This is a genomic window from Mesorhizobium montanum, from assembly GCF_033977145.1.
Lineage (GTDB): Bacteria > Pseudomonadota > Alphaproteobacteria > Rhizobiales > Rhizobiaceae > Mesorhizobium > Mesorhizobium montanum.
This window is the reverse complement of sequence record NZ_JAVIJF010000008.1, coordinates 129,809-153,615: the sequence shown is the minus strand read 5'-3', so window position 1 is coordinate 153,615 and position 23,807 is coordinate 129,809. Positions and strand designations below refer to the sequence as shown.

Sequence of the window (23,807 nt, the reverse complement as noted above, 5' to 3'; positions counted from 1 at the left end):
CCCTGAACGCGTATGTACTCAGGCGACCAGTTTCAGGCCGACGATGCCGCAGACGACCAGGCCGATGCAGGCGAGCCGCACGATGGTCGCCGGTTCGCCGAGCAGCCAGATGCCAAGCAGCGCCGTGCCGACAGTGCCGATGCCGGTCCATACCGCATAGGCCGTGCCGACAGGCAGCGTCTTCAGCGCCAGACCGAGCAGGCCGAGGCTGACGATCATCGAGGCAACCGTGAGCACGGTCGGCAGCGGCTTCGAGAAGCCGTCCGTATATTTGAGACCGATCGCCCAGCCGATCTCGAACAGGCCGGCAAAGAAAAGAAAAATCCACGACATCGCAAACGCTCCACATCGGATGTCCGATGTTCGAAGTGGCGGGTCGTCCCAGCCGGTTTTTCGGGGAGGCGAGGTCGTCCTCGCCGCGTAAATATACGCGGGTCCTGGTTCCCCGATCAACAATTGACCGGCAGCATTGTCATGCCACCGGTCCAGATCTGCGCCGAAACGGCGGCCGAGCTCTACTTTTCCTTGATGCGCATCGCCTTGACCGGCGGCGCCTTGAGGGCCGGGGCCGCGGCTGGTTTCTTCGCGTCCTTCTTCGGCTTGCGGGCTTCCTTGCCCGCCTTCATCGCACCTTTAGCCATGATTCGCTCCTCCGATTTGTGGGCAGCCTGAGTGAAACAAGAGAAACGCGGAATCGCAAGAGGTTAATGCCTGCCGTTATCGTCTGCCGGCCGCCTTCAACCGGTTTCTAATCTGCTCGTAAATCCTGGCGGTACGTGCCATGGTTATCTTCGCACTGCAGCATCGGCATGCTTTCGCCTGGCGATGGCCGGGCAGGCCGGTCAGGACGACAAATGCGAATCCACATCGGCTGCGAGATGAGTTTCGACTTCCCGCAGGAAACGTCGCTGATCGCGATGCTCAACGTCCATTATTCCCGCGCCTCCGATCTCGAGCGTCCGGATTTTTTGACGTCAAACCCGCCAGTGCCAATTCAAAGCTATCGCGACAGTTTCGGCAACTGGTGCAATCGCTTCGTCGCCCCGCCCGGCCGTTTCACCTTCGGCACCGACGCGGTGATCCGCGACTCTGGAACCTTCGAGATGGGCGACTTGATGGCCTGGCAGCATGAGGTGCGCGACTTGCCGGCCGACACACTGCTGTTCCTTCTGCCCAGCCGCTATTGCGAAAGCGATCTGTTGGCGAGCGAGGCGTGGCGGTTGTTCGGCCAGACGCCGCTCGGAATTCCGCGCGTCCAGGCGGTCTGCGATTTCGTCCACAATCATATCGTCTTCAACTACGGCAATGCGCGGCCGACACGCACTGCCGCCGAAGCCTATCGCGAGCAGAGCGGCGTCTGCCGCGACTTCGCACATCTTGCCGTCACCTTCTGCCGGGCGCTCAACATCCCGACGCGCTACTGCACCGGCTACATCAGCGACATCGGCCTGCCAAAACCATGGGCAAGCATGGATTTCGCCGCCTGGATGGAGGTCTATCTCGGCGGCCGCTGGCATGCCTTCGACCCCCGCAACAACGCCCCTCGCATCGGCCGCATCCTGATTGCCTCCGGCCGTGACGCGGCGGATGTGCCGCTGACCCATATTTTCGGTCCGGGCACGCTTGCCGGCTTCAAGGTGTGGACGGACGAGATCGTGGCGTAACCGGGTTTTTGCCGGTTTGTCCTGAACGACCCGGCAGCTCAGGCGTTGCCATACCTTGTGGAGCATCGGCTGTTCGGCCGTTAGACTGGTTTGCTGAACGGGACAACACATCATGGCCGGGCATGGCGGGTCGAAAAGGGTGATCTACGCCGCGCTCGCCGGCAACCTCGCGATCGCGCTGACCAAATTCGCCGCCGCCTTCTTCACCGGTAGCTCGGCCATGCTGTCGGAAGGTGTGCATTCTCTGGTCGACACCGGCAACGGCACGCTCCTGCTCTATGGCATGCACCGCGCCGCGCGGCCGCCCGACCGCACCCATCCGCTCGGCCATGGCCGCGAACTCTATTTCTGGAGCTTTATCGTAGCGCTTCTGGTGTTCGCGCTCGGCGCCGGCATTTCCTTCTATGAAGGCGTCATCCACATCATGGCACCGGAACCGGTCGTCAATGTCAGGGTCAACTACATCGTGCTCGGCCTGTCGTTCCTGTTCGAAGGCAGCTCCTGGCTCGTGGCATTGAGGGAATTTCGCCGGCAGAAGGGCAGCCAGGGCTGGTTCGAGGCCATCCACCGAAGCAAGGATCCCAGCGTCTTTACCGTGCTGTTCGAGGACAGCGCCGCCCTTCTTGGCCTGATTGTCGCCTTCGCCGGCATACTGGCGGCCGAAATCCTGGACATGCCCGCGCTCGACGGTGTCGCTTCGATCGGCATCGCGCTGATCCTGGGCACCACGGCGATCTTCCTGGCGCGGGAAAGCAAGAGCCTGCTGCTGGGCGAGCCGGCCTCGCCGGAGGTCCAGGAGCAGGTGCTGGCCATCGCCCAGCAGGATCCGGCCGTGCAGCGGGCGAACGGCATATTGAGCGTCCATATCGGCCCGGAAGAGATCGTTGCGGGCTTGAGCATCGAGTTCGAGGACCATCTCACCGCGCCCGAGATCGAAGCCTGTGTCGAGCGCCTGGAAGCACGGTTGAAGAAGGAGATGCCGCAGATCATCAGGCTTTTCGTCAAGCCGCAGACCACTGGCACATGGGAGCAGCGGCGCAAGGCCATCGCCGAGGCTTCCGAGGAGGATTAGGTTCTGAAGCAGCGAAATTGTCAGGAGGAAGACCGATGAAGATCGACGGCGGATGCCATTGCGACGCTATCACATACGAGGCGGAGGTCGATCCGGAAAAGACCTCGATCTGCCACTGCACGGATTGCCAGCAACTGACCGGGACGGCGTTTCGCGTCTCGGTGCGGGTGCCGGAGGAGGACTACCGCATCACCAAAGGCGAGCCGAAGGTCTATATCAAGACCGGATCGACCGGCGCGAAGCGGGCGCAGGGCTTTTGCGGCGATTGCGGCTCACACCTCTACGCCACCTCGGTCGGCGACGGGCCGAAGGTCTATGGCATCAGGGTCGGTACGGCGCGGCAGCGCGACCAGTTGGTGCCGAGGACGCAGTACTGGCACCGCTCGGCGCTGCACTGGCTGCCGGAGTTCGAGGGGACGAGGATCGTCGAGGAGCAGTAGGGATCGCTCGCCGGTAGTCCGTAGAGCAACCGCGAAGATTGGCGACGCCTCCCCTCCCTTCGTCATCCTCGGGCTTGACCCGAGGATCCATGCCGTGACTGATGCCAAAGGATGCGGCGGAGCAAAATTCTGAGCCCCCGCATCGCCTTAGCCTCACGGAATGGATCCTAGGGTCTGCGCGCGTCGCTTCGCTCCTTGCTCCGCCCTAGGATGATGAAGGCGAAGCTTCGGTCAATCGCTGATGCGCGAGAACCGGCCTAGTCGTCGCCCTCAACAACCCGCAATCGTAACTGGCCCGTCTTCGAATCGGCCACGCGCGCTTCGGCCTTGGCCGCACCATCGCGTGGCGGCTCGGCCTCACCCTCCGCGAATTCCAGCGCCTCGATCTTCTGGCCGCGTTTGGTCACCTTCGACGTCGAGACGAGGATGTCGTCGATGTCCTTGGTCGCCTGGCCGAAATGCGTCTGCAGCCGGCGCACCCGCTCGTCGACCCGCGCCACATCCTCCATCAGCCGGATGACCTCGCCCTGGATCAGATGCGCCTGCTCGCGCATGCGGGCATCCTTGAGGATCGCCTGGATGACCTGGATCGACAGCATCAGCAGCGACGGCGAGACGATGATGACCCGCGCCCGGTGCGCCTTCTGCACCACCGCCTCGAAATTCTCGTGGATCTCGGCGAATACCGATTCCGACGGCACGAACATGAAGGCGGTGTCCTGCGTCTCGCCCTGGATCAGGTATTTCTCGGCGATATCGCGCACATGCACCTCGATGTCGCGCCGGAAAGCCTGTGCCGCCGCCTTCTGCATGTCGGCGCCCTCGGCGGCGCGGATGGCGTTCCAGGCTTCCAGCGGGAACTTGGCGTCGATGGCAAGCGAAGGCGCGCTATTGGGCATCCGTACCAGGCAGTCGGGCCGGCTGCCGTTCGAAAGGCCTGCCTGGAATTCATAGGCGCCGTGCGGCAGGCCGTCGGCGATGATTGCCTCCATGCGCGACTGGCCGAAGGCGCCGCGCGTCTGCTTGTTGGAGAGGATCGCCTGCAGCTGCACGACCTGGCCGGCTAGCGACTGGATGTTGCCCTGCGCGGTGTCGATCACCGCCAGCCGCTCCTGCAGCTTGGCCAGGCTTTCGTGCGTCGACTTGGTCTGCTCGGTCATCGTCTGGCCGAGGCGGCCGGTCATGGCATCGAGCCGTTGTCCCAGCGACTGGGTGAGCTCGGCCTGCCTGGCGCCGAACACTTCGGCGATCGCGCCCATGCGCCCCTGCATCTCGGCCTGGCTTTGCAGGATATCGGCCATCCGCGCCTCGGTGTCGCGGGCATGATCAGCCGCCTCGGCCGCGGCCACCGCGCGCCCATTGGCCGCGCGCCACAAGGCGACGGCCAACGCCAGAAACAGCGCCACCAGCAACATTGCGCCGAAACCCAGCGCCTGGCCGAGCGTGATCGTGGTGGCGCCGAGCCGCGCGACCGGTTGCGAAAGGATGGAGGTCATGTCGTTCATGAGGGGCAGCATAACCGATTCGGCCTCGTGGCACAGATCAAAACGTGAACAGGTCAATTCCGCACTGGTTGACGCTTTTCCAACGACGTCTTAGGTGAGACGCCATGTCGATCAAGCCGCTCATCATCCTTCCCGATCCCATCCTGCGCCAGGTTTCCAAGCCGGTGGAGCGCGTCGATGCCGACCTGCGCAAGCTTGCCGACGACATGCTGGAAACCATGTATGACGCGCCGGGCATCGGCCTTGCGGCGATCCAGGTCGGCGAGCCGCGGCGGCTATTGGTCATCGACCTTGCCAAGGAAGGCGAACCGCCTCAGCCGCATGTCGTCATCAATCCGGAGATTCTCGAAAGCGCCGACCAGCGTTCGGTCTATGAGGAAGGCTGCCTGTCGATCCCCGACTATTATGCCGAGGTCGAGCGCCCGGCTTCCGTGCGGGTGAAATATCTCGACCGCGACGGCAAATTGCAGGAGATGCAGGCGGAAGGCCTGATGGCCACCTGCCTGCAGCACGAGATCGATCATCTCAACGGCGTGCTGTTCATCGACCACATCTCGAAGCTGAAGCGCGACATGGTGGTGAGGAAGTTCAAGAAGCTCGCCAAGGACAAGGCGCCGGGCAAGATGGTAGGCTGACATCCGCCTGAACTCGCTGCCTTGAGCGCAAGCTCTTAGTATGATATCGCTGATATCAAAGGCGGAGAAACGCTAATGGGCGACATGCTGATCCGAGGCATTCCCGAACCTTTGAAGCGGGAAATTGAGCAAGCTGCTCGCAAGGGCGGCCAGAGCCTGTCAGGCAAAGCCATCGATCTTTTGCGCAAAGGTATCGTTGCGGAAAAAGAGGCTACGCCTGAGCGGGGCGTTTCGGCTTGGGATGCGATCCGCTCGGCATTCGTCGCTGAAAACGCCACCGACGAGACGTTCGTAGCGATAATGGACGAAATCGAAGCGGAAAGGAAACGTGACTTTGGTCGCCCGGTCGAGGATTTCGAGTGATCGTCCTCGACACCAACGTAATTTCCGAAGCCGGCAAGCCGGCGCCCGATCCGGTTGTTGCCGAATGGCTTCGCAAACAGGACGTTCTCGAACTTTACGTGTGCGGCCCGGTTATCATGGAGCAATCTTTTGGCGCGGAAAGATTCCTGAACAGGACTGGGTCTGATCGTTACATCCGTGTCCTGGATCATCTGATCTCCCATCAGTTTGCCGGTCGCATTGCGGAGTTTGCTGGCTCCGCCCCTCGTCTCGCCAGCAAGCTACGGGCCATGCGCGAACGAATGGGCCGCCCAATGAGCCTGCCTGACGCGATGATCGCCGCGATCTGTCTGGCGCATGATGCGACGCTGGCGACGCGCAATGTTCGCGACTTCGACGGGCTCGAACTCAAACTCGTAAACCCGTTTGAAGCAGACGCCTGAGCGAACGAGCAGGGCACGGACAGATCGGAAGAAAAATGCCGCTTCGCGTCATCTTCATGGGCACCCCGGATTTTTCCGTGCCGATCTTGCGCGCCGTCGCCGGGGCCGGCCACGAGATCGTGGCCGTCTACACGCAGCCGCCGCGCGCCGCCGGCCGGCGCGGGCTGGAACTGACGCCCTCGCCGGTGCAGCGCGAGGCCGAGCGGCTTGGCCTCGAAGTGCGCACGCCGATATCGCTGAAGGGCGAGGCCGAGCAGCGGGCCTTCGCCGCCTTGCAGGCCGACGCCGCCGTGGTCGTCGCCTATGGCCTGCTCCTGCCGAAAGCGGTTCTCGAGGCGACAAGGCTCGGCTGTCTCAACGGCCATGCCTCGCTTTTGCCGCGCTGGCGCGGTGCTGCTCCCATCCAGCGCGCCATCATGGCCGGCGATGCCGAAACCGGCATGATGGTCATGAAGATGGAAGAGGGTTTGGACACCGGCCCGGTGGCAATGGTTGAAAAATGCGCCATCGCACCCGATATGACTGCCGGCGAATTGCATGACCGCTTGATGGGCATGGGCGCCTCCCTGATGGTGGAAGCGCTGACGCGGCTGGGGATAAATTGTCTGACATTTGCCCTGCAGGCGACGGAAGGGGTGACCTACGCCCGAAAGATCGATAAATCGGAGACACGCGTAGACTGGACGCGGCCTTCTGGCGAAGTCCACAATCACATTCGCGGCCTCTCGCCCTTTCCGGGCGCGTGGTGCGAGGTCGACATTGGCGGCCGCATAGAGCGGCTGAAACTGCTTCGCTCGACGCTCTTTGATGGCGTCGGCGAGTCGGGAGGAATTCTCGATGACCGGCTGACGGTCGCCTGCGGGGCAGGCGCGGTCAGGCTGGTCGAAGTTCAACGGGCGGGCGGAAAGCCAGCCGCCGCGCAGGAGTTTTTGCGCGGCGCCAAGATCGAAAAAGGAATGAAACTCAAATGAGCATGATGTCGATACGCGCGGCGACGCCGCGGGATCGCGAGGCGATCCGTCTCGTCGAAGAACATGCCTTTGGCCAGCAGGCGGAAGCCGGCCTGGTCGACGCGCTGGTCACCGGCGGCGATGCCGTCGTCGAACTGGTTGCCGAGGAAGACGGCCAGGTCGTCGGCCACATCCTGTTTTCCAGGCTTTACGTGCAGAATGGCGGCAAGAGTTTCGGGGCAGTCGCGCTGGCGCCGCTCGCGGTCGAGCCGTCCTTCCATGGCACGGGCATCGGCGGCGCACTGATCCGCGAGGCGCATGTCCGCCTCAAGGGAGCCGGCGAGACGCTGGCCGTGGTTCTGGGCGATCCGGTCTATTACGGCCGCTTCGGCTATACCCATGCCCGCGCGGCAAGGTACGAGAGCGAGTATCAGGGCGAGGCGCTGCAGGCTCTGGCCTGGGGCGACGTGCCCGAGACCGGCAAGCTGGTCTACGCCTCGGCCTTCACCGCGCTCGCCGCCTAGGCGAGCGCGAACCAACCGCAGAACATGCCGCGTTTTCGGCTCGATATCGAATATGACGGCAGCCAGTTCGCCGGCTGGCAGCATCAGGCCGACCAGCCCTCGGTGCAGCAGGCGATCGAGCAGGCGATCGAAAAATTCTGCGGCGAAGCGGTAAGGTTGCGTGCCGCCGGCCGCACCGATGCCGGCGTGCACGCCACCGCCCAGGTGGCGCATGTCGACCTGGCCAGGGACTGGCCGGGCGACAAGGTGCGCGACGCCGTGAACGCGCATCTGCAGGCGGCCGGCGCGCGTGTCGCCATCCTCAAGGCGGGCGTCGTCGCCGACGGCTTCGACGCGCGCTTTTCCGCCACCGGCCGTCACTATCTCTACCGCATCCTCAACCGTCGCGGGCCTTCGGCGCTGGAGAAGGGCAAGGTGTGGTGGGTGCCGAAGCATCTCGATGCCGAGGCCATGCACGAGGCGGCCAAAGTGCTGCTCGGGCGGCATGACTTCACCACCTTCCGCTCCACCCAGTGCCAGGCCGAAAGCCCGGTCCGCACGCTGGATCGCCTCGACGTCAGCCGCAATGGCGACCTCATCGAGGTGCGGACCTCGGCGCGCTCTTTCCTGCACAACCAGGTGCGCTCGATGGTGGGCTCCTTGCGGCGCGTCGGCGACGGCTCCTGGGGCGCAGCCGATCTCAAGGCGGCGCTCGAAGCACGCGACCGCGCCGCCTGCGGCCAGGTAGCCCCGCCGGATGGGTTGTTTCTTGTCGGGGTGGATTATCTGGAAGCCGTCTGAAGGACGCGTCGATCAGCTGGCGTCGTCTTCAGCAAGTTCCGACCAATTCGCTCCGCCATAGAACAGGCGCAGAATCACGACCCGCTCAGGCTCCACGACGAATGCAACGGTTACCCGGCGCTCAAATCCGACGACGCGAAGGTCCGGCCGCACATCATCACGGCGTGTGCCGCGCTCGGAACCATGTTCGAGGCGCTCGCAGAACGCCCGTACGCGACTGTCGTAGCGGTCCGCTATGGCGGGGCTGCTGGCTTCCGCAATGAAGGTGTGGATGCGATCGAGATCGTCGCCGGCATCCAGCGTGTAGATGACGGTCCGACGCTTCATGGTTTCTTCTACGAATGGGTCTCGTGGCGCTTACGTGCCCGTTCGGCCATTTCCTCTGGCGAAATGCCTTTGTCGGGATTTGCCTTCCACGCATCATAGGTCGGAGCGACCTCCTCGCGGAGCCAACGCTCTACCGCGGCGTCGCGCTCCTGCAGTGCGCGAAGCCCGGCGCGGATGACTTCGCTGCTGGTTGCATAGGTGCCCGAGCGGACGAGCCGGTCGATGAAGGCGGCTTGCTCCGCCGGCAGGCTGAACGTGCGTTTTTCGGTGGCGGACATGTCTTTCCCTGCGCGAAGAGAGGGTATGAAATTATCATACCATTCCGGCCACAACATACCATTCCGGCCACAAATTGAAAGAGGTCGTGAGTCGGGCAAGATCAGCCCGTCGATCTGTCCGGGAAGTCGATGCCGAGCAGCGCCTGCAGGCCGAACAGGACGAGCAGCGAGGTAATGAACATGCCGACAAAGACGGCGGTGCCCACGGCGGCGCCCTTGCCGATCGATGCATTGGTCATGCGCCAGGTCAGCACCATCGACAGCGCGAACAAAAGCAGCGACGCCAGGCTGCTGAACTGGCTGGTGGAGGGAAGGAAAAGTCTGAGCAGCGCCGAGGGCAGCATCAGCCAGGCTGTGATCGCCGAGGTCCAGTTGGAAGCAACGACATAGTGGACAAAGCGGCCGCCGATGCCGGCACGCGGGGCGACCAGCGCAAGCGCCACCAGCGGCAGCACCCAGGAGCCGATATCGACGGTTGCCAGCCGGATCAGCATGCCGAGGCGCCCGGCGAAGGCATCGGGGTCGCCGATCTCATTGGCAATCCCGACCCAGCCGACGATCAGCGCCGGCGCCGCCACGATAATGGCGAAGAAGGAATTCCAGAAACCGTCCGCCGAAAGGTCGAGCAGGCGCAGGCCGTCGGCCTTGCCGAACATCAGCCGCCAGGCGCCGGCCAGCGAAGCGTAGGTTTCGTCCGCCGAAAGCATGGTCACGAAAGGCCTTGTCCGAACCAGTCTTCGATAAAGCGTTCATAGATTTGCGTCAGCGTCTCGAGATCGGCAAGGGCGACGCGCTCGTCCACCATATGCATGGTCTTGCCGACCAGCCCGAACTCGACCACCGGGCAATAATCCTTGATGAAGCGCGCATCCGACGTGCCGCCGGAGGTGGAGAGCACCGGCGTCTTGCCGACCACCGCCTTGATCGAACTGCTCAGCGTATCGATCAGTCTGTCGTCGCGGGTAAGGAAGACGTGGCTCGGCCGGTCGCGCCAGACAAGCTCGTAGTCGACCGGCGTCTTCTTGCCCGGCCGGTATTTCTTGCGCCCTGCCGCCTGGTCGAGCCGGTTGTGGATCTCGGCCTGGACCGATTCTGCATCCCAGGTGTCGTTGAAGCGGATGTTGAAAATGGCCGTCGCCTTGGCCGGGATGACGTTGGTCGCCGGGTTGCCGACATCGATCGACGTCACTTCGAGGTTGGTCGGCTGGAAATCCTTCGTTCCCTTGTCGAACACCGGATAGAGCAGCGCATCGACCAGGCCCATCAGCCCGCGCACCGGGTTGTCGGCAAGCTGCGGATAGGCGGCATGGCCCTGGCGTCCGTTCACGGTCACGCTGCCCGACAGCGAGCCCCGCCGGCCGATCTTGATCATGTCGCCGAGCGCATCGGGATTGGTCGGCTCGCCGACGATCGAGGCGTCCCACTTCTCGCGCTTGGCCGCCGCCCAGTCGAGCAGCTTGGCGGTGCCGTTGATCGCCGGTCCCTCCTCGTCGCCGGTGATGAGGAGGGAGACAGAGCCTTTCGGACCGCCGTTTTTTTCGACATGGCGCGCCACCGCGGCGACGAAGCAGGCAATGCCGCCCTTCATGTCGACGGCGCCACGGCCATACATCTCGCCATTGGCGATTTCGGCGGCGAAGGGCGGATGCGTCCAGGCCGCCTCGTCGCCCACCGGCACGACATCGGTATGGCCGGCAAACATCAGATGCGGGCCGTTGCCCGAGCGACGCGCATGGAGGTTTTCGATGTCCGGCGTGCCGTCTTCCGAGAAGACCGGCCGTTCGACCGAAAAGCCGAGCGGCTTCAGCATGTCCTCCAGCGCGGCAAGCGCGCCGCCTTCGGCGGGCGTCACGGAAGGACAGCGGATCAGGGCGGCAAGGTTCGCGGCGGGGTCTGTCGGCAATGTCATGGGCAAAGCGATAGTCGAAAGCGTTTGTCGTGTCACGGTGGCAGATGATCGCCGGTCATGCCGCCGACAATATGGTTTTCATGGCGTATAAATGCATGTCGCCCGGAAGTGTGCAGCGGTTCCGGGAGAACGACGCGCACTATAGCAAGTTGCGAGGCAAGCAGGGACGAATGCATGGCCAGTGAAGCAAGGACCATTGCGATAGCCGGCGCCGGCAGCATCGGTTGCTATGTCGGCGGTTGCCTGGCGCTTGCCGGACGCAAGGTGGTTTTCCTCGGCCGCGGCCGCATCGTCGAGGCCATGCGCCAAGGCGGCCTCCGCGTCAGCGATCTCGACGGCCGCGACCGCCGCGTCGAGGCGCAAGCGATCGCGGCCACCGACGATCCGGTCACCGCGCTGCACGAGGCGGATGTCATCCTGGTGACCGTGAAAAGCGGCGGGACCGAGGACATGGCGAAGCTGGTCGCCGTTCACGGGCGTTCGGATGCCGTGGTTGTCAGCCTGCAGAACGGCGTCGACAATGCCGACCGGCTGCGCGCCGGGCTCCGCGGCCGCCGGGTGCTGACCGGCATGGTGATGTTCAACGTCGTCCAGTCGCCGGACGGCGAGGTGCCGTTTCGTGTGCATCGCGCCAGCCAGGGCGAGGTGATGATCGATGACGGCGTCGACGGCCTTGTCGATCTGCTCAACGTCGACGGGCTTGCCGTCGAAGCACGCGCCGACATGAAGGCGGTGCAGTGGAGCAAGCTCCTGATGAACCTCAACAACGCGCTGGTGGCGCTCTCCGACCTGCCGCTGGCGAGGCAACTGGCGAACCGAAGCTGGCGCCTCATCCTGGCCGCTCAGATCGACGAGGCGCTCGCCGCCATGAAGGCGGCGGGCATTGCGCCGGCGCGCATTACCGGCCTGCCGCCGGCGCTGCTGCCGAAAGTGCTGCGGCTCCCCGACTGGCTGTTCGACCTGTTGGCGCGGCGCATGCTGGCGATCGACCCCGAAGCGCGCTCGTCGATGTGGGACGACCTGAAGCGCGGCCGTCCGACCGAGATCGACGAATTGCAGGGCGCCGTCATTCGCCTGGCGAAGCAAACGGGCACCCCGACACCGATAAACCAACGCGTCACGGCGCTGGTGCGTCAGGCCGAAACGGAAAAGTGCGGTCCGCCGAAGCTGACGCCGGACAAGGTAGAAGCAATTGCGGGAAAAGTGTGAAGCGGTTGGGTTCGGCGACTTCGCCGTAGCCGCCGTTCGGAATTGCATCAAACGAAGAGAAAGGGCGGCTTGTCGTTTCCTTGAACGATGAACCGCTCTAACGGCGGTCCTCGATCAGCGTGATCTTCTGCCAGATCTTGCGCGACAGGTTGGAGGCCAGGTTCTCGATATCATTGACGCCATTGACGACGACATCGTCGTTGACCGACTGCGCGAACAGCGCCGCGATCTTGCCGGTGATCGACAGCATTTCCGAGCAATAGTCGAGATAGCGCGCGAGATCGGCCGCGTTGGTGATGCGGATCGGCGAGTGCGAGGTCGGCTTGAAATCGGCAGACAGCGTCGCCGGGTCCTTGGTCAGCTGATGCATGTCGATGACATGGATCAGCGAGCGCAGCCCGTGCAATTGCCGGAAGACCTTCTTGCGCTTGATCCGCTCCTCGGTGCGGATCAGCGCCAGCAGCCCGAGCACGGCGAGGATGACGGTGTTGATCGTCGCCTCGATGCCTTGCATCGACTGCACGGCGTCGTCGGCGCCCGAAATGCGGTCGAGCGGCAGGATGGTGCCGACGAACAGGAACATCGCCACGCCGGCGATGAAGGCCGCGGCGATGACACCGCGTAGCCACCAGATCGGCGCCTCCAGCTCCTTGGCGGCCTTCGCCAGATCGCGCGACAGCGACACCAGCTCGGCGGCGACGCCGCGCAGGTCGGCTTCCGGAAAACGATCGCCGACCCGCACCTCCAGCCTTTCGGCGGTCTCGATGATCAATTGCGGATCGAGCGTGCGGTAGCGCATGGCGGTTTCAGGAATCGCTCGGCGCGTTGGTGCGCCTGCCGAAGCGGTTCGGTCCGGGATCGCTGCGGAAACAGGCGAGGATGACGAGCAGGATGGGACCGATGACCAGCGAGATCAGCGCAAAATAGGTTGGCTTGCCGAAATCATGGAAGCGCTTTGCCGTCACCGCGAACGTGGCCCAGGCCGAGATCAGCAGCACGCCCCAGCATATCATGGCCCAGTTCTGGCTGGCCGAAGTGTTCAGTTCAACCCGCGCGAACTGGTAAAAAGGGAAAAACTGGACAAGCACAAGCAGGATCCCGGCCAGCGCATACGCGACCGGGCTCAGCCGCCCCGAAAGGCTGAAGAACAGCCAGAGGAATTGCGATCTTTCAGACAATGGCGTCCGCTCCGCTGTGGAGGATCAATCGCGCAGCAATTCGTTGATCGAGGTCTTGGAGCGGGTCTTGGCGTCGACCCGCTTGACGATGACGGCGCAGTAGAGGCCCGGGCCCGGCTCGTTGTTCGGAAAGGCCTTGCCCGGCATCGAGCCGGCGACGACGACGGAATTCGCCGGCACTTCGCCATAGAAGACCTCGCCCGTGGCGCGGTCGACGATCTTGGTCGACTGCCCGATGAAGACGCCCATGCCGAGCACCGAGCCTTCGCGCACGATGCAGCCTTCGACCACTTCCGAGCGCGCGCCGATGAAGCAATTGTCCTCGATGATGGTCGGGCCGGCCTGCATCGGCTCCAGCACGCCGCCGATGCCGACGCCGCCGGAAAGATGGACGTTCTTGCCAATCTGGGCGCAGGAGCCGACCGAGGCCCAGGTGTCGACCATGGTGCCCGAATCGACATAGGCGCCGACATTGACGAAGGACGGCATCAGCACGGCGCCCGGCGCGACATAGGCCGAGCGGCGCACGATCGACGAAGGCACGGCGCGGAAACCGGCCTTCTCGAAATCGACGGCGCTCCAGCCGTCGAACTTCGACGGCACCTTGTCCCACCATACCGCCTGACCGGGGCCGCCCTTGATGATCTCCATCGGATTCAGCCGGAAGGAGAGCAGCACCGCCTTCTTCAGCCATTGGTTGACGTGCCACTTGCCGTCATCGCGCCGCTCGGCGACACGCACGACACCGCGATCGAGCAGGTCGAGCGCCGACTGGATGGCCTCGCGCGTCTCGCCGCGCGTCGCGGTCGAAATCGTGTCGCGCTCCTCGAAGGCCTTCTCGACGGTCTTTTCGAGGCTCGCCAGATCGGGCTTCGACATGATTTCGCTCCATTACCAAGCTGTTAAGGGGCTGCGCCTTAACCTGTTTAAAAGTCGCGCGGACCCTATGTTAAGGCTCAATGGGGGTCAATCGCGCCTGCGTCACGGGACGGCGCAAGTAAGGGAATTGGACGGGTGGATTCGATGACTCCCATGGAAAAGGCAGGGTGGACGCCGCTGCCGCATTCGGACGAGGACCTGGAGCGCTCGAAAAGTGTGCCGGATACGCCGCAGACACGCGCCGAAACCTACCGGCTGGCCTGGAACGACCCCGACTTCATGACGCGGCGCGAATTGCGCGCCGTGCGGCTGCAGCTCGAACTGCTGAAGCCGGAAATGATCCTGGCCGAACGCGGCATCCGCTCGACCGTGATCCTGTTCGGCGGCGCCCGCCTGCCCGAGCCCGGCGGCGAGGCCTGGGCGGCCAAGAACGAGACGCAGAAGAAGAACCTCGAGGCCAACAGCAAATATTACGAGGAAGCGCGCAAATTCGCCCGGCTGTGCTCGTTGCAGTCGGCCACCTCCTATTACCGTGAGTACGTCGTCGTCACCGGCGGCGGGCCCGGCGTCATGGAGGCGGGTAACCGCGGCGCCGACGATGTCGGCGCGCCGTCGATAGGCTTGAACATCGTGCTGCCGCACGAGCAGGCGCCCAACGCCTATGTCACGCCGGAGCTCTGTTTCAACTTTCACTACTTTGCCATCCGCAAGATGCATTTCGTCATGCGCGCCAAGGCGGTCGCGGTGTTTCCGGGCGGCTTCGGCACAATGGACGAATTCTTCGAGACGCTGACGCTCATCCAGACGGGGCGGATGGAGCGCGTGCCGGTGATCCTGTTCGGCAAGGCGTTCTGGCAAAGGGCGATCGACCTCGATTTCCTCGCCGAGCAGGGCACGATCTCGCCCGGCGATCAGGACATCATCGATTTCGTCGATACCGCCGAGGAAGCCTGGGACATCATCCGACGCTTCTACAAGTTCTAGAGCCGGTCAGGCGACAGACCGGCCGCCTGCTCACACCGGCAGCTCGACCAGCCAGCCATTCGAGTGCGCGAAGCGCACGATGGCCGCCCGTGTGCGCAGCTCGAGCTTCTCGGTTGCCCTGGTGCGATAGGTTTCGATGGTCTTTATGCTGAGGTTGAGCCGGGACGAGATTTCCTTGTTGCTGTAGCCAAGCGCCACCAGCCGGATCACCGACCGCTCCCGTTCGCTGAGATTGCCTGGATCGCCCTGTGAGGCGCTGCGTGGGCTCAGCAGGCGTGCCGCAAGCGCCGGATCGACATAGTTGTCACCGGCCAGCACGCATCGGATGGCCTGCAGCAGATCCGTTGCGGTCGACCGCTTGACCACGAAGCCGCGCCCGCCGGCCGCAAGCACCTGGCGCAGGCAGCCGGGATCCTCATGCGCCGTCAGCGCGATGCAGCTGACTTCGGGAAAGCGCTCGCCGAGCCGTTCGATCAGCGTGACCCCGTTGACGCCCGGGAGCGATATGTCGATCACGGCGACATCGGGCAGCGTCTTGCCGATCCCTTCAAGGGCGTCGTCGGCATTCCCGGCCAGCCCGACAATTGTCAGATCGTCCTGGCTGTTGATCATCGCCCCGACCCCGGAAAGGATGATCGGGTGGTCGTCAACCACAAATATCCGCCTGCAGCACACCTTTAAAACCTCCATCAGTCGATGAAAAAGCCCTTCACCTGGAAGAGCCCCTCTTGTCCTTGATGGTCTAGGCAACTGCCCCGCCTCATGCGGGACGCCCGTCTGTCTCGGCAAGCCGTGAGGCGGCCGTAGCGGGCAAAGCCATCCCCCGCCTAACCCTGATGCCCGGACTGTAAGCCGGGACTAAAGTCCGGGATGTGCGGCGCTTCACTTAACCCTTACGTAACATGAAGACGCCGTTTCCAGTTTGTCACATTGCTGTAGGTGAGAACCCGTCAATCAGCCGGTCAGCGGCACATCGGCGTAAAGGGTGGTCCCCTTGCCCCCGGCGGTTTCAATCGACAATTTGCCACCCACCAGCGCAAGTCGCTCTTTCATTCCGGCAAGTCCCAAATGGCCCGGGCCAGGCTCGGCGGTGCCGTCGAAGCCGCTGCCATCATCCTCGATTGCCAGGCGCAACCGATCGTCCTGAACGTGCGCAGTCACGCTTACGCGGCTCGGCGCGGCATGCTTGCCGATGTTGGTGAGCGCCTCCTGCGCAATTCGGTAAAGCGTGAGCGCGATTTCGGCGGGCAGCGGGCTTGAAAGGGCTTCGAGATCCATCTCGCATGGAATACCGAGCTGGCCGCAAAGCACGCTGGCCAAGTCCTCGACCGAGGCTCGCAGGCCGAGACGATCGAGATCCGCTGGTCTAAGGCTCCAGGCGGCGTCATGCACCCTGGCGCTCAGTTGGTCGATAAGCATCGCGGCGCGCGCGAGACGAGTGTCCATCTCATGCGAGTCGGCGCGAACGATGTGCAATTCGAGCGCGATGCTGGCCAGTATCTGGCCCAGGTCGTCATGCAACTCGCGCGACCAGCGCAGGCGCTGCTCTTCTTGAACGACAATCAAACGCCGCGCCAGCCTACGGCGCAGGGCCTTATCGTCCTTGCCTGTGGTCATACCCACCCACATCAACCCTTCTCTTCCCATTGCCGTCGCGGGGGTCGCAAGTCACCTGCGGGTCGGCGAGAAAAGGCATGAATGTCTGCACAATATACACCCTGCTGATGCGGTTGTGCCTGTCAGTTTTTTCCCGATTACTTCAACTTTTCCTGACACGGGGATCAGCAAAAAAACCGACGACACCTGCCGATCAACCCGAATGTATCGGCGCTATTTCTGCGTGCATCCTTCAAGCGTCCTCCCGGTCATCTTGAACTGGCCGGGAAGCTCAACGCAAACCAAGGAGAACGTCATGAGAAAGATCATCCTGGCCGCGGCTGTCCTGGCGGCTCTGACTGGCACGGCATCCGCAGTGTCCATCGGTAGCGGTAACGGTAACGGCAACGGCAATGTCGGCGTCGGCAACGGCAATGGCAACGGCAATGCCAATACCGGCGCCTTCAACGGCAACTTCAACGGCAATGGCAATTTCGGGTTCGGCAACGGCAATGGCAACGGCAATGCCAACATGGGCGCCTTCAACGGCAACTATAACGGCAACCTCAATGCCGGCATCGCCAACGGCAACGCCAACGGCAACGGCAACTTCGGCCTCGGCAACGGCAACCTGAACGGCAACGGGAACTGGGGCGTCGGAAACGGCAATGTCAACGGTAACGGCAACGCTGGTATCGGCAACGGCAACGGCAATGGCAACGCCAACCAGTAGCACCGTCCAAACCGCCGGCGTCGCCAAGCTTTGACTTGAAAAGACGCTGACGTCTCTGGGACCGCCGAGCCACGCGCCCGTCCCCCGCGCAAGGCTATCGCGACATGCGTCGGCGGTCCCAGTCCTTTTCCAAGCAGAGAGAGTGCCTTTCCGAGCAGAAGTCCCTTTTCAAGCAAAAGCCATGGAAGGAGTTCGCACATGAAACGGTGTGTCATAGCGGCACTGTGCCTCGCGCTGTTGAGCGCAACCGCGGCGAGGGCCGACACCACGACGGGCAGCCAGGCCTTCAGCATGTCCCGCGTCCAGCAAACCGCCGGCCAGTACGGCCAGTATATCGGTTCGAACGTCAGGAGCATGAACCCGCTCGGCAGCCTGGGCGGCAATGTCGGCTACAAGAACAGCGGCAGCGGCAATGTAGGTGCCTTCAACAGCGGTACCGGCAATGTCGGCGCGTTCAACGGCAACGACAACACGTCTTCGACCAGCGGCAACGGCAATATCGGCTCGTTCAACGGCAACGGCAACACCGGCGAATATGACGGCAACGGCAACATCGGGGCCGGCAACGGCAATTTCAACGGCGGCTCGTTCAACGGCAACGGCAATGTCGGCGCCTTCAACGGCAACGGCAACGGCCTGGGAAACCACCGATGACCAGCCTGAAATCATCCGGGTCGCCTCGGCCCCGCAAGCGCCGGGCGGCCGCTAGGCTGCTTGACGGAAACGGCTTTGCGATCGGCACGCTGCTTGCAGCGATGCTGGTTGCCGACGCCTCGACCCTGGTCAGGGTTGCCGACCTGCCAATCGGTTCCGGTGTCGCCAATGGCCTTGGCAACTCCGGCAGTTTCAACGGCAACGGGAATTCCGGCAACTTCAACGGCAACGGCAATCGCGGCAATTTCAACGGCAACGGCAATGCCGGGAGCTTCAGCGGCAACTTCAATGGCGGCAACTTCAACGGCAACGCCAATTGCGGCAACGGCTTCGGCAACGGCTACTCGTCGGACGGCAACGGTAACGGCAAGGGAGCCGGAGGCACTCCGGCCTGGTGCCGGTTCCTGAAGGACTTGAATGGCCGGCTGCCGCCCGGCACGGTTCCGGACTTCGACTGAAGCGGCTCGGCGTTTCACACGATCGCCGAACCCTCCGGGTGGCGCGCCGGCAATCTGGAGTTGGTTCAGGCCATGACTTCGACGATCGCGGTCAGGAAACCGGCAAGATCATCAGTGACGAAATCGACGTCGTCCTCATTTGCCGGGTCGCGTTCCCAGATCTCCGAAAAGGTCGGTTCGAAATTGCGCGGCACCACCAGCACGGTCGTCATGCCGAGCGTTTTCGGCACGGCCAGATTGCGCGCCAGATCCTCGAACATCACCGCATTGTGGCCGGTCACGGAGTGCAATTCGGCGAAACGCTCATAGGTCTGGCGCTCCGGCTTGGGATTAAGTCCCGCCGCGACGATGTCGAAGATGGCGTCGAAATGCTCCAATATGCCGAGCTGGCGCGCGGTGCGTTCGGCATGCCTGCGGTCGCCGTTGGTGAAGATGAATTTGCGCCCGGGAAGCTGGCGGATCGCAGCGCCCAGCACCGGATCCGGCACCAGCCTCGAATAGTCGATATCGTGCACCTTCTCGAGAAAATCGTCGGGATCGATGCCGTGCCGCTTCATCAGCCCGTTCAGCGTCGTGCCGTATTCCAGGTAGAGCTCCTTCTGCAGCTTGCGCGCCTCATCGCGCGAAAGAGTCAGCAGCTCGCCGACATAGGCGGTCATCTTGACGTCGATCTGCGCGAACAGGTTCGAGTGGTGCGGATAGAGCGTGTTGTCGAGGTCGAACACCCAATCCGTGACATGGGCAAAGCGGGCGCGATCGGGTGTCGTTGTCATGGGTTTCTTATGGCATGCCGACGCAGAACTTATCCACAACTTATACGCGTCACGAAGTGCGAAAATGGCGTCTCACTTCAAATTTTAAAAGTCCCGGAAAGGTCGCCTTTAACGCTTGCTGGCACAGAGGCTATCCGTTGGGAGCAAGTGATGAGTCGCATATTCCTGAGAGCCGCTGCCGTAGCGTTCGCTTCGGTCGCCGCCTCGCTGTTGTTGACGCTGATTATAGTTCCGGCAATGGGCTTTCCGATGAGCCGCGCCGTCTGGCTGGCGTCGACGGTTTGCCCGCTGGTGCTCGCCTGGGCTGCCAGCGCCGGCAGCTTCTGGCATAGCGACCGGTTGCAGAATGCACATCGCCAGCTTGCCCGCGCCCACGCGCAACTCGCCGCCGCGCACAGGCGCCTGTCGGAAAAGGCGAGCCGCGACGACATGACCGGCATGCTCAACCGCGAAACCTTCTTTGCCGTGCTCGACGGTTCGCGGCGCAAGAGCGATCGCGGCGCGCTGCTCATCATCGACGCCGACCACTTCAAGAGGATCAATGACAGCTACGGTCATTTGACGGGAGACGAGGCGCTGCTTCTGATTGCCGGCGCCATCGAGCGCGGCATTCGCAGCGGTGACGTGCTTGGCCGCATCGGCGGCGAGGAATTCGCGGCTTTCCTGGTCGGCGCCGGCGAGCCGGAGGCCAAGCATATCGCCGAACGCATCCGCCGCGAGGTCGAGCTGATCCGTTTCCGCCCTGTCGATGAGCGCACCGTGCCGCTCACTGTCTCGATCGGCGGCATAACCTGCCGCGAGAGCGCCGCCGTTTCCGATTTGATGCGCGCCGCCGATCGCAGGCTCTACGAGGCGAAGAATCGCGGCCGCAATCTTTCGATCCTCGACCGCGAACTTCCGGAAGCGGCATGAAGCTCGCCGCGGGCGTTAGGAAAGCCTTAACCATGTCCATATTCAACCGCGCTAAACGTCCTCGTGTAACGCCGTTTTCACCTGGGTTTGGCACGGAATTGGCCTTCTCGGCGGCATGTGTGCCGTTCAGGGACGGCATGCGTGGATCGGGGTTCCTATCGAGAGACGTGTCATGAGCTTCATGAAAAGAATGTCGCGCCGCGCGATCGTGCAGGCGCTGATGGCCCTGCCCGCGCTGTCGCTGTTGCGCAACCAGCCAGCCGTGGTCGACGCCGATGAGATCGTCGAGATCAATGGCTGGATCCTGCGGCGGAGCGACCTTGCATGATCTTCGACAGCTACGAGGCCTATAAGCAGGTCGGCTTCAGACCCAGGGCCTGCATTCTCGGTTCCGGCCCGGCCGGCACGACGATCGCCAGGAAGCTCGGCGCCGCCGGCGTTCCGGTCGTCGTCATCGAGGCAGGCTCGCGCGAATTCAGCGACGAGTCGCAGGATTTCTACCGCGGCAAGACCGTCGGCGATTTCTATTTCGACCTCGACATCACCAGGTTGCGCTTCATGGGTGGCTCGTCCAACCACTGGGCCGGCTGGTGCCGCGTGCTCGACAGCCAGGATTTCGAGTCCAAGGCATGGGCTCCGGACACCGGCTGGCCGATCAGCCGCGCCGACATCGAGCCCTATCTCGGTGAAGTCCACGATATCCTCGAGCTTCCGGCCTTCCGCCCCGATGTGCCGGTTTCGGACGACATCCGCTGGGTCCAATTGATCAAGAGCCCCGCCGTGCGCTTCGGCGAGAAGTTCGCCGACGAGCTCGACAAGAGCACGAACATCGCCGTCGTGCTCAACACCTACGCAACCGAGCTCGCCGGCGACGGCAAGCGCGTCACCGGCGCGAAACTCTGGTCGAACGGGCAGGACGCCGGCACCTTCGCGGCGGACTATTTCGTCACCTGCACCGGCGGGCTGGAGAACTCGCGGCTGCTGTTGTGGTCGAACCAGCGTTCGAATGGCGGCGTGGTGCCGAACGCCACCGCGCTCGGCCGCTACTGGATGGAGCATCCGACCTTCGAGGGCGGCAACGCCATCCTCGCCAATTACTCGGAGTTCGAGGTCGACGCTTCGAACGAAGCCTTCTTCTCGCCGACGCCGGCGGCGATGGAGCGGCTGCAGATCATGAATTTCGGCATCCGCCTGATCGAGAGCCCTTATCCCAATGTCAAGAAGCTGATCGCCGACCTCGCCTGCACGGCGCCCAACATGGCGGAGTGGATGTCCTCCCAGTTGGACCAGAGGCTGCATTGCGCTGCTCAGCTTTACGTCGCCTGGGAGCAGGCGCCGCTTGCCTCCAACCGGATCCAGCTGTCGAAAGCCGATGTCGACCATGCCGGCGTGCCGCGCATCGAACTGCACTGGAAGAAGTCGCCGCTCGAGCGCCGCACGCTGCTCGAAGGCCTGAAGCTTTTCGGCACCACGCTGGCGCAGAAGAATCTCGGCCGCGTCCGCATCGACGACTGGATCGGCAATGGCGCCGATTACCCGACCAATGAGGAAACGGCCGGCCACCACCATATGGGCGGCACCCGCATGGGCAGCGATGTCTTGAAGAGCGTCGTCGACGCCAATTGCAAGGTGCATGGCATGGACAATCTCTATATCGGCGGCTCCTCGGTATTCTGCACTTCCGGCCAGTGCAACCCGACCACCACCATCACCGCGCTCGCCTGCCGGCTGGGCGAGCATCTCGGCAAGGTGATCACCGTCTGAACTCTCGAAAAGCAGACGGCGCCGGCACCTGGATTGGCCACCGCCGCCGTCATGGCGCGCCTTTGGGTGAAATTGCGAGGCTACAGCCCGTGGATGGCAATGCGCGCCAGAACGGCCGCGGCGGCCAGCGCCACCAGCAGGATGCCGAGGCCGATGGGCGAACCCCAGCCATACCATTCCATCGCCAGCTTGGCGTATTTGTACTCTTCGGCCGGGGTCATCGGCGCGCGGGTGGAGGTCTCGAACATTTGCATTTCTCCGGTGTGGCGGCCGCTGCTCCTGGCTCTTGCGTTGTGGGAGTCGCGGCCGCATATTGCTACTCTCGTCTTAATGTTAGACAGATTGATAATTAGATGGTCGAACTAAATTCGTCAAGCACGAAACGCGATGAGCTGACAAAGGCCGTCGGCCTCGCCGTCATGCGCTGGCAGGACGCGACACAGGCCTATGACGAAGCGGTGGGCGCACGGCTCGGGCTGATCGCGGCCGAGCGGCATTGCCTTGGCCTGCTCTATGCGGGGCCGCAATCGGCGGGCGCCGTGGCAACGGCAACCGGGCTGACGCCGGCCGCCGTCACCGCATTGATCGATCGGCTGGAGGCGCGCGGATACGTCACCCGGACGCGCAGCCTCGAGGACAGGCGCAAGGTGGTGATCGAGGCCACCGAGCGGACCAGAGAGCTGTCGGAGCGCTACTACGGCGCTATCGCACGGGAGGGCGAGAAGGTGGTGGCGAGCTTCAGCGATGCCGAGCTGGCGACCGTGCTGCGCTTCATCAACGCCGCGCTCGACCTGCAGGGCGAGCAGCTGGCCAGGATCAAGGCCGAGCCCGACAAAGCGTAACGATCCGCAAAAAGCTCAAAGCGGCCCAGCCGCCTGATTGCAGCTGAACCGCCCTGAGCGTCGGTTGGGCGAAAAACCGACCTCAGACCGTCGCCGGGTCGAGCGCCGGCTCGTCCTTGAACCGCGCCACGATGCCGGCAAGGTCGGCACCGCCGAAGGCATCGCGCAGCACGTCGAAGGACGGCAGCACGAAATAGGCGCGCTGGAACTTGTCGATCTCATAGCCGGTGCGCATCACTGTCTCGAGCTTGAACGGCACATGATGGGCGTCCTTGCTTTCGACCGCGAATTGCAGCTCGGTGAAGGACGACATCAGCCCGGCGCCGAAGGCCTTCAGCGGCTGGCCGGCTTCCTGGATGAGCCCGTATTCGGCGCTGTACCAGTAGAGCCGGGTGATCATCTCGTCGCCGCCAAGCGCAATCACATCCTCGGCCTTCTCGCCATACATCTGCATGAAATCGGCGAACACCGGCTGGGTCAGGATCGGCACATGGCCGTAGAAGTCGTGGAACATGTCCGGCTCGACGATGTAGTCGAGCTCTTCTTTCGTCCGCAGCCAGTTGGTGACCGGGAAGCGCCGATTGGCGAGATGATCGAAGAACGGGCCGGCAGGGATCAGGCCCGGCACGGCGACGATCTCCCACCCCGTCAGCCTGGTGAGCTTCTCGCTCACGTCGTCGAAATCGGGAATCCTGTCGAGCAGCCCGAGCGCGGCGACGCCGTCGAGATAGGAACGATGCGCGAGCTTCCGCGTCAGCTTCGTCTGGCGGTCGCACAACGTGCGCCAAACCGCCTGTTCCTCGGCTGAATAGTCGTATCCTTGAGCCACTGTGAAATCGGCGCGGCAGACCGAATAGTCGCCGCGAAGCCCCTGCGCCGCGCAGTCGCGGGCATAGTCGGCAACGCTCATCGTCGTCATGGTTCTTCTCCCTGCAAAGCATGAATGCGCATTGTGC

The 23,807-nt window shown here is 63.4% G+C and carries 33 protein-coding genes; 18 read left to right on the top strand and 15 right to left on the bottom strand.

Features of this window, described 5'->3' with window-relative positions; all coding sequences use genetic code 11:
- Positions 1 to 18: 18 nt before the first annotated feature.
- The gene (sugE, locus tag RFM68_RS13150) at positions 19 to 333 is read right to left on the bottom strand and encodes a quaternary ammonium compound efflux SMR transporter SugE (RefSeq protein ID WP_320233401.1); all 315 of its coding nucleotides are present in this window, start codon (positions 331 to 333) and stop codon (positions 19 to 21) included.
- 182 nt (positions 334 to 515) lie between these two features.
- Positions 516 to 641 (bottom strand): hypothetical protein, encoded by a 126-nt coding sequence (locus tag RFM68_RS13145; protein ID WP_081294138.1) that lies wholly within the window; start codon positions 639 to 641, stop codon positions 516 to 518.
- Positions 642 to 854: 213 nt separating this feature from the next.
- Between RFM68_RS13145 and RFM68_RS13140 the strand changes: the two genes are divergently transcribed.
- The 3 genes from RFM68_RS13140 to RFM68_RS13130 all read left to right on the top strand — a co-directional run bounded on the left by RFM68_RS13140 (position 855) and on the right by RFM68_RS13130 (position 3,176).
- Positions 855 to 1,664 (top strand): transglutaminase-like domain-containing protein, encoded by an 810-nt coding sequence (locus RFM68_RS13140; protein ID WP_320233400.1) that lies wholly within the window; start codon positions 855 to 857, stop codon positions 1,662 to 1,664.
- A 112-nt stretch (positions 1,665 to 1,776) separates the two neighbouring features.
- The gene (locus RFM68_RS13135) at positions 1,777 to 2,736 is read left to right on the top strand and encodes a cation diffusion facilitator family transporter (RefSeq protein WP_320233399.1); all 960 of its coding nucleotides are present in this window, start codon (positions 1,777 to 1,779) and stop codon (positions 2,734 to 2,736) included.
- 35 nt (positions 2,737 to 2,771) lie between these two features.
- A complete protein-coding gene (locus RFM68_RS13130) occupies positions 2,772 to 3,176 on the top strand; it encodes a GFA family protein (protein WP_320233398.1) in 405 nt (134 codons plus the stop codon).
- A 257-nt stretch (positions 3,177 to 3,433) separates the two neighbouring features.
- Here the strand turns inward: RFM68_RS13130 and RFM68_RS13125 are convergent, their stop codons facing one another.
- Positions 3,434 to 4,681 carry a DNA recombination protein RmuC gene (locus RFM68_RS13125; RefSeq protein WP_320233397.1) on the bottom strand — a complete coding sequence of 416 codons (1,248 nt, stop codon included), beginning with the start codon at positions 4,679 to 4,681 and terminating at the stop codon, positions 3,434 to 3,436.
- A 104-nt stretch (positions 4,682 to 4,785) separates the two neighbouring features.
- Between RFM68_RS13125 and def the strand changes: the two genes are divergently transcribed.
- The 6 genes from def (at position 4,786) to truA (ending at position 8,355) form a co-directional block, all read left to right on the top strand.
- Entirely contained in the window at positions 4,786 to 5,316 is a 531-nt protein-coding gene (gene def, locus RFM68_RS13120) for a peptide deformylase (RefSeq protein ID WP_320233396.1), read from the top strand.
- 75 nt (positions 5,317 to 5,391) lie between these two features.
- Positions 5,392 to 5,679 carry a plasmid stabilization protein gene (locus RFM68_RS13115; protein ID WP_320233395.1) on the top strand — a complete coding sequence of 96 codons (288 nt, stop codon included), beginning with the start codon at positions 5,392 to 5,394 and terminating at the stop codon, positions 5,677 to 5,679.
- Positions 5,676 to 6,101 (top strand): type II toxin-antitoxin system VapC family toxin, encoded by a 426-nt coding sequence (locus RFM68_RS13110; RefSeq protein ID WP_320233394.1) that lies wholly within the window; start codon positions 5,676 to 5,678, stop codon positions 6,099 to 6,101. Before RFM68_RS13115 ends, RFM68_RS13110 begins: the two co-directional genes overlap by 4 nt.
- Before the next feature lie 35 nt (positions 6,102 to 6,136).
- Positions 6,137 to 7,072 (top strand): methionyl-tRNA formyltransferase, encoded by a 936-nt coding sequence (gene fmt, locus RFM68_RS13105; RefSeq protein WP_320233393.1) that lies wholly within the window; start codon positions 6,137 to 6,139, stop codon positions 7,070 to 7,072.
- Positions 7,069 to 7,575: a GNAT family N-acetyltransferase gene (locus RFM68_RS13100; RefSeq protein WP_320233392.1), complete on the top strand. Its 507-nt coding sequence runs from the start codon at positions 7,069 to 7,071 to the stop codon at positions 7,573 to 7,575. Before fmt ends, RFM68_RS13100 begins: the two co-directional genes overlap by 4 nt.
- A 24-nt stretch (positions 7,576 to 7,599) precedes the next feature.
- Positions 7,600 to 8,355: a tRNA pseudouridine(38-40) synthase TruA gene (gene truA, locus RFM68_RS13095; protein ID WP_320233391.1), complete on the top strand. Its 756-nt coding sequence runs from the start codon at positions 7,600 to 7,602 to the stop codon at positions 8,353 to 8,355.
- Between the two features lie 12 nt (positions 8,356 to 8,367).
- Here truA and RFM68_RS13090 read toward each other — a convergent pair whose 3' ends face one another.
- The 4 genes from RFM68_RS13090 to dapE all read right to left on the bottom strand — a co-directional run bounded on the left by RFM68_RS13090 (position 8,368) and on the right by dapE (position 10,869).
- On the bottom strand, positions 8,368 to 8,682 hold the full coding sequence (locus tag RFM68_RS13090) for a type II toxin-antitoxin system RelE/ParE family toxin (protein ID WP_320233390.1): 315 nt from the start codon (positions 8,680 to 8,682) through the stop codon (positions 8,368 to 8,370).
- Between the two features lie 8 nt (positions 8,683 to 8,690).
- Positions 8,691 to 8,960: a type II toxin-antitoxin system ParD family antitoxin gene (locus RFM68_RS13085; RefSeq protein ID WP_320233389.1), complete on the bottom strand. Its 270-nt coding sequence runs from the start codon at positions 8,958 to 8,960 to the stop codon at positions 8,691 to 8,693.
- A gap of 101 nt (positions 8,961 to 9,061) precedes the next feature.
- Complete coding sequence (locus tag RFM68_RS13080) at positions 9,062 to 9,667, bottom strand: transporter (protein WP_320233509.1); 606 nt, start codon at positions 9,665 to 9,667, stop codon at positions 9,062 to 9,064.
- A gap of 2 nt (positions 9,668 to 9,669) precedes the next feature.
- Positions 9,670 to 10,869, bottom strand: a complete 1,200-nt coding sequence (gene dapE / locus RFM68_RS13075) for a succinyl-diaminopimelate desuccinylase (protein WP_320233388.1) — start codon at positions 10,867 to 10,869, stop codon at positions 9,670 to 9,672.
- A 174-nt stretch (positions 10,870 to 11,043) separates the two neighbouring features.
- Between dapE and RFM68_RS13070 the strand changes: the two genes are divergently transcribed.
- Positions 11,044 to 12,078, top strand: coding sequence for a 2-dehydropantoate 2-reductase (locus RFM68_RS13070; protein ID WP_320233387.1), 1,035 nt, complete (start codon positions 11,044 to 11,046; stop codon positions 12,076 to 12,078).
- A gap of 97 nt (positions 12,079 to 12,175) precedes the next feature.
- Here the strand turns inward: RFM68_RS13070 and RFM68_RS13065 are convergent, their stop codons facing one another.
- Genes RFM68_RS13065 through dapD form a run of 3 tightly spaced genes read right to left on the bottom strand, consistent with a single transcriptional unit; the run spans position 12,176 to position 14,135 of the window.
- Positions 12,176 to 12,877: a hypothetical protein gene (locus RFM68_RS13065; protein ID WP_320233386.1), complete on the bottom strand. Its 702-nt coding sequence runs from the start codon at positions 12,875 to 12,877 to the stop codon at positions 12,176 to 12,178.
- 7 nt (positions 12,878 to 12,884) lie between these two features.
- Positions 12,885 to 13,256, bottom strand: a complete 372-nt coding sequence (locus RFM68_RS13060) for a DUF805 domain-containing protein (RefSeq protein ID WP_320233385.1) — start codon at positions 13,254 to 13,256, stop codon at positions 12,885 to 12,887.
- Between the two features lie 24 nt (positions 13,257 to 13,280).
- Positions 13,281 to 14,135 (bottom strand): 2,3,4,5-tetrahydropyridine-2,6-dicarboxylate N-succinyltransferase, encoded by an 855-nt coding sequence (dapD, locus tag RFM68_RS13055; protein WP_320233384.1) that lies wholly within the window; start codon positions 14,133 to 14,135, stop codon positions 13,281 to 13,283.
- Between the two features lie 144 nt (positions 14,136 to 14,279).
- Here dapD and RFM68_RS13050 point away from each other — a divergent pair, with 144 nt between their 5' ends.
- Positions 14,280 to 15,119 (top strand): LOG family protein, encoded by an 840-nt coding sequence (locus RFM68_RS13050; protein WP_320233383.1) that lies wholly within the window; start codon positions 14,280 to 14,282, stop codon positions 15,117 to 15,119.
- Positions 15,120 to 15,149: 30 nt separating this feature from the next.
- Here the strand turns inward: RFM68_RS13050 and RFM68_RS13045 are convergent, their stop codons facing one another.
- Both RFM68_RS13045 and RFM68_RS13040 read right to left on the bottom strand, forming a co-directional pair.
- Complete coding sequence (locus RFM68_RS13045) at positions 15,150 to 15,773, bottom strand: response regulator (protein ID WP_320233382.1); 624 nt, start codon at positions 15,771 to 15,773, stop codon at positions 15,150 to 15,152.
- 300 nt (positions 15,774 to 16,073) lie between these two features.
- A complete protein-coding gene (locus RFM68_RS13040; RefSeq protein WP_320233381.1) occupies positions 16,074 to 16,736 on the bottom strand; it encodes a sensor histidine kinase in 663 nt (220 codons plus the stop codon).
- Positions 16,737 to 17,031: 295 nt separating this feature from the next.
- Between RFM68_RS13040 and RFM68_RS13035 the strand changes: the two genes are divergently transcribed.
- From RFM68_RS13035 to RFM68_RS13025, 3 genes are all read left to right on the top strand, one after another.
- A complete protein-coding gene (locus RFM68_RS13035) occupies positions 17,032 to 17,448 on the top strand; it encodes a hypothetical protein (protein WP_320233380.1) in 417 nt (138 codons plus the stop codon).
- 198 nt (positions 17,449 to 17,646) lie between these two features.
- Positions 17,647 to 18,102 (top strand): hypothetical protein, encoded by a 456-nt coding sequence (locus RFM68_RS13030; protein WP_320233379.1) that lies wholly within the window; start codon positions 17,647 to 17,649, stop codon positions 18,100 to 18,102.
- Complete coding sequence (locus RFM68_RS13025) at positions 18,099 to 18,560, top strand: hypothetical protein (RefSeq protein WP_320233378.1); 462 nt, start codon at positions 18,099 to 18,101, stop codon at positions 18,558 to 18,560. Before RFM68_RS13030 ends, RFM68_RS13025 begins: the two co-directional genes overlap by 4 nt.
- 65 nt (positions 18,561 to 18,625) lie before the next feature.
- Here the strand turns inward: RFM68_RS13025 and RFM68_RS13020 are convergent, their stop codons facing one another.
- Positions 18,626 to 19,333, bottom strand: a complete 708-nt coding sequence (locus tag RFM68_RS13020) for a pyrimidine 5'-nucleotidase (protein ID WP_320233377.1) — start codon at positions 19,331 to 19,333, stop codon at positions 18,626 to 18,628.
- A 150-nt stretch (positions 19,334 to 19,483) separates the two neighbouring features.
- Here RFM68_RS13020 and RFM68_RS13015 point away from each other — a divergent pair, with 150 nt between their 5' ends.
- The 3 genes from RFM68_RS13015 to RFM68_RS13005 all read left to right on the top strand — a co-directional run bounded on the left by RFM68_RS13015 (position 19,484) and on the right by RFM68_RS13005 (position 22,009).
- Complete coding sequence (locus RFM68_RS13015) at positions 19,484 to 20,245, top strand: GGDEF domain-containing protein (RefSeq protein WP_320233376.1); 762 nt, start codon at positions 19,484 to 19,486, stop codon at positions 20,243 to 20,245.
- A 172-nt stretch (positions 20,246 to 20,417) separates the two neighbouring features.
- On the top strand, positions 20,418 to 20,573 hold the full coding sequence (locus tag RFM68_RS13010) for a hypothetical protein (RefSeq protein WP_320233375.1): 156 nt from the start codon (positions 20,418 to 20,420) through the stop codon (positions 20,571 to 20,573).
- The gene (locus RFM68_RS13005) at positions 20,570 to 22,009 is read left to right on the top strand and encodes a GMC oxidoreductase (RefSeq protein WP_320233374.1); all 1,440 of its coding nucleotides are present in this window, start codon (positions 20,570 to 20,572) and stop codon (positions 22,007 to 22,009) included. The genes RFM68_RS13010 and RFM68_RS13005 overlap by 4 nt, the downstream gene beginning before the upstream one ends.
- 80 nt (positions 22,010 to 22,089) lie before the next feature.
- Here RFM68_RS13005 and RFM68_RS13000 read toward each other — a convergent pair whose 3' ends face one another.
- Positions 22,090 to 22,257, bottom strand: a complete 168-nt coding sequence (locus RFM68_RS13000; protein ID WP_320233373.1) for a hypothetical protein — start codon at positions 22,255 to 22,257, stop codon at positions 22,090 to 22,092.
- A 105-nt stretch (positions 22,258 to 22,362) separates the two neighbouring features.
- Here RFM68_RS13000 and RFM68_RS12995 point away from each other — a divergent pair, with 105 nt between their 5' ends.
- Entirely contained in the window at positions 22,363 to 22,851 is a 489-nt protein-coding gene (locus RFM68_RS12995) for a MarR family winged helix-turn-helix transcriptional regulator (RefSeq protein ID WP_320233372.1), read from the top strand.
- An 82-nt stretch (positions 22,852 to 22,933) separates the two neighbouring features.
- On the opposite strand, the gene phhA is transcribed toward RFM68_RS12995, so the two are convergent.
- A complete protein-coding gene (phhA, locus tag RFM68_RS12990) occupies positions 22,934 to 23,770 on the bottom strand; it encodes a phenylalanine 4-monooxygenase (protein ID WP_320233371.1) in 837 nt (278 codons plus the stop codon).
- Between the last annotated feature and the right edge of the window lie 37 nt (positions 23,771 to 23,807).